Source organism: Photobacterium sp. OFAV2-7, from assembly GCF_022347985.1.
In the GTDB taxonomy this organism is placed as follows: Bacteria; Pseudomonadota; Gammaproteobacteria; order Enterobacterales; family Vibrionaceae; genus Photobacterium.
Map to the genome: position 1 here is coordinate 1 of NZ_JAKRFQ010000401.1, position 4,504 is coordinate 4,504.

Annotated in this window: 3 protein-coding genes; all 3 read left to right on the forward strand. The window is 48.2% G+C overall.

Annotated features, from left to right (window positions below):
* Positions 1-145: 145 nt before the first annotated feature.
* Positions 146-1,402, forward strand: a complete 1,257-nt coding sequence (locus MHN01_RS17625; RefSeq protein ID WP_239412534.1) for an efflux RND transporter periplasmic adaptor subunit — start codon at positions 146-148, stop codon at positions 1,400-1,402.
* A 9-nt stretch (positions 1,403-1,411) separates the two neighbouring features.
* Positions 1,412-2,125, forward strand: a complete 714-nt coding sequence (locus MHN01_RS17630; RefSeq protein ID WP_239412535.1) for an ABC transporter ATP-binding protein — start codon at positions 1,412-1,414, stop codon at positions 2,123-2,125.
* A 12-nt stretch (positions 2,126-2,137) separates the two neighbouring features.
* Positions 2,138-4,504: ABC transporter permease (locus MHN01_RS17635; RefSeq protein WP_239412536.1), on the forward strand; the 2,367-nt coding region annotated here is incomplete at its 3' end.

Below are 4,504 nucleotides of genomic sequence, written 5' to 3' on the forward strand. Positions count from 1 at the left end.
AAATCGTCCCAATACCGAGAAACCCTCGTCCCATTTGCGGGACGCTTATTTTCTTCCTATCGCTGCTAAAAACAACAAAACTATTTAAATACAATAATTTAAATGTTGGCCTGCTTTGTGCTCTATAGCGCATAGGAGGTTGGTGATGGACAGAGTAAGAAAGAAGCAAAGTCGGTTTAAACGTTGGATGTTGCTGCCGGTTGTGGGACTGCTTTGTGCGATGGTGCTCTGGGGCTATCGGCAGATAAACAAGCAATACGCAGGCTTTAATGTTGATCGTGACAGTCTGATCATTGGTGAAGTCCAATATGGTTCATTCAATGTCAGTGTGCGCGGCCCTGGTGTGTTGTTACCGCTTCATGAACGTTGGGTGGCGTCTCGTGTAGCAGGGCGTGTTGATCAGCTGCACGTTAAGCCGGGTACGTTTGTGAAGCAAGGCGAGACGCTGGTTGTGATGGTCAATCCACAGTTGACGCAGCGGGTTGAAGAATTGGGCTGGGAGATGAAAGCCATGGAGGCCAAACACCTGGCGGATAAGGTGTTGCTTGAATCTAAGCTATTGGATCAGGAAACTGTGATTCTGGCTGCCAAGATGCGCTACGACAAGAATGCCCTCAAGCTGGATGCCGAAACCGAACTGGTAACTATTGGCAATAGCACCGTTTCCCGTATTGATTACCAGCAATCTAAGCTTGATGTTGCCCAGCAAAAGCAGGCGTGGCTGATAGAAGTTCGTCGACTTGAAAAGATGCGCCAGAATTTCGAAGCGCAGGCACATGCCGCCAAGGCAAATTATCAGCGTATGCATCAGCAGCATCAACGGGCGGTCGAGGATGTCGAGGCATTGACGATTACGGCGTCTATTGACGGTGTGGTGCAAGATATTCCTGTGGAACTGGGACAACGAGTTAGCGTTGGTACTAATTTGGCGTTAATTGGTCAGCAAGATCAACTCTACGCGCAAGTGAATATTGCAGAAACACAAGTCAGGCAGGTAAGCCTGGATCAGGCTGTGACTGTCGATACCCGCAACAATTTAATCACGGGAAAGGTCAGCCGGATTGCCCCGTCGGTGAATGACGGTATCGTCAAAGTTGATGTAATGTTCACCCAACCTCTTCCTGCCGATGCCCGGCCCGATTTGTCTGTCGATGCAAAGATTGCCATCGAACAAGTTGATCAGGCGCTATTTGTAAGGCGCCCGACTTATGCCAAGGCAGATCAATTGAACAATGTCTATAAGCTCAGTGAGGACGGAAAAAGCGCATTTCGTCATGATGTTTATTTCGGAACAGGCTCCCTCTCACAAATCCAAATTAAAGAAGGGTTAAACCCCGGTGATCAGGTTATTTTGTCAGACTCCACACCTTGGCAAAGCTATACGGAAATTAATATTTATTAAGGGACAGAAATGAAGGGAAATAATGTTCTTATTGAACTTAATAACGTGACCAAGGTGTTTTATACCGAGGAGCTAGAAACCCATGCAATATCAGATATTAGCCTCAGCATTAATGTCGGGGAGTTCGTGGCAATTATCGGACCTTCTGGTTGTGGCAAATCGACATTGCTCTCTATTCTCGGTTTGCTTGATAGCAATACGGAGGGGCAATATTTATTGAGAGAGAAAGATATATCCCAAGTATCACCTGCCCAGCGTGCCGTTATTCGAAATCAGGAGATGGGTTTTATATTTCAGTCATTCAATTTGATCAGCGATTTAACTGTTGAGGAAAACGTTGCCTTACCGCTTACCTATCGTCGTGATATCAAGCGTGGCGAGATTAAGAAAAAAGTTGACGATGCCTTGCTTAAGGTTGATATGGCCCATCGCTCACAGCATTTTCCCGGCCAGCTTTCTGGTGGCCAACAGCAGCGGGTGGCTGTTGCCCGTGCCATCGTCGCCTCGCCATCGATTGTGTTTGCCGATGAGCCAACCGGTAACCTGGACTCGAAAAATGCAGCGATTGTGATGGAGCTGCTGCAGGCGCTACACCGTGACGGGGCGACGATTTGTATGGTAACGCATGATCCGGCCAGCGCACTGTTAGCCGATCGGGTGATCGAGCTGTTCGACGGAAAGCTGGTTGATATCAAAGATCAGCAACCAGAGAAAGTTGCGTAGGAGCCGTAGAAAATGTGGACTGATTTTAAGTATGCGTTGCGGTTGTTGATGAAAGCACCGGCATTTTCTGTGTTCACCCTGCTGGTCATGACTGCCGGGTTGGCGCTTAGCCTGTATATGTATTCGTTCATCAACACACTGGCCTTGAAGGCGCTGCCTTTTCCAAACAGTGACAATGTAGTGGTGGTAGACAGGCTGCAAAATGGGATGCGGCATCTAGGCGGGCGGATCCCGGAAGCTGATGCCTTGGAAATCAAGAGACAAAACAATGCGTTCGAAGATTTTGTGTTGTATGCCTACTTCCTGGCCAATGTGGATGTGGGGGCAAAGGCCCGGCGAAATCATGTTATCGCTATAGAGGCCGATAGCTTTTCGTTTACCGGAGTGAAGCCGTTGCTCGGCCGGGGGTTTAACAAGCAGGATGTGCAGGAAGGAGCTGAGCAGGTTGCGGTTATCAGCTATACCATGTGGCAGGAACGCTTTGCCAGGCGGGCGGATGTCATCGGGGAAGTGCTGTATGTCGACGGGCATCGAAAGAAAGTTGTTGGTGTGATGCCAGAGGGCTATGAGTTTCCGGGAACGGCCGATCTCTGGTTGCCAGTTAGTATTAAATATATCAAGCGTGATAGCGGCTTTACGTTAGCCGGGGTTGCCCGCCTGAAAGAGGGTGTGTCAATAGAGGCGGCCAATCAGGATGTGCAGCGTATCATGGCGTTACTGGCGGCAAAATATCCGGAAACCAATCATGGCACCAGCGCATATGTCGATACTTTTCAGGTGCAGATGATCACGCCACAGATGATGCCGACGGTATGGGCCTTGCTTGGTGTCAGCGCGTTGGTATTGCTCCTTGCGAGTATCAATGTCGGCAGTATGCTGCTGTCGAAATCGGCAGAAAGAGCCAAAGAAATTGCAACCCGGATGGCACTCGGGGCGCCGCGGTTCAAGCTAATCGGCCAAATGTTGTGGGAAAGCATTATCATCTGCGTTATCAGCGCTATTTTTGCTCTCTTTATTGCGGCCTGGGCGTTGGATCTGACTACCTCAATTATGGCGAATGCCAGCTTTACTAAACCCGTCTACTGGTGGGATTTCAAACTCGATAACGACACCATCGTAGCTACTGTGGTGGTCGTGCTCTTGACCATTTTTATTTCGGGTTTCTTGCCAGCATGGAAAGCAACCAGCCACGATTTCAATCAAATTCTGCGTGATGGCTCCCGAGGTGCGACCAACCATTATACCGGGCGATTTAGCCGGATATTGGTGAGTATTGAGGTTATCTTGTCGGTGTTTATATTGATTGTTGCCTCGATGTTGAGCAGCTACAGCAAGAATGCGTCTGAAGCCAGTGCCCGCTTAGATCAGAACAAGATGCTGAGCTTCAACATCTATATGCCGTGGGAAGGTTACGCGGATCCTGGCAAGCGCTACCGCTTCCTTGGCAGTGTCGAGAAAGAAATAAAGGCGTTGCCGCAAGTGAAGAATATCGCGCTGGGCTCGTCGGCGCCCGGTATTTTCTCGTGGCCGACTACAATCAAGGCCATGGATACCCGGTACGAGTTAGAAAAGGTGCTGGCAAATACCGTGAGTACTAATCATTCCTTCTTCGAGTCATTTGGCATCCAGCCATTGTATGGAAGGTTGTTTGATCACCGGGATACACAAGATAACCAGCGCGTAACGGTGATCAGTGATTCATTGGCAACACAGCTGTGGCCAAACCAATCTCCTCTCGGTAAACAAATCCATCTAATGGACATTGCCGGTGATTATGTAGCAACAGTAATTGGTGTGATTTCGCATATAGATTATGGGTTCCCGTATTTGCCAAGTTCGCAGCTCGGCTCCATTTATGTCCCTAATTCACAATTTTCTACCCTGTTTAATTACGCATTGATTGACTATGCTGGCAACAGCCGGGAACTGCTTAATAATATTGACGGAATAATACACGAGCTCGATGCGAATGTTTCCCTGGCAATGATCATGCAATATGAAAGATTGCTCGATAAGCAAATTACCGGAATGGCTTTTGGTGCCAGGTTATTTGTGATTTTAGGCGCTGTCGCTTTGTTACTGGCTGCAACGGGTATTTATGGTGTGATGGCAAATAGCATTTCCCAACGGGTTAGGGAAATAGGTATTCGGCGTGCATTGGGAGCGAGTGAAGCGCAGGTTATCATGTTTTTTATCCGAAAAAGCTTCATTCAACTGCTTATCGGTGTCACGTTAGGGTTAGGCTTGGCCCTGTTTATTTGTTATCAGGTGCTGTATTTGTTTGTTGGCACGCCGTCCACAATGTCACTGATCTTTATTCTTATACCTAGTCTGATCGCGGTTGTGATTATAACGGCTACATTAATTCCGGTTAAACGT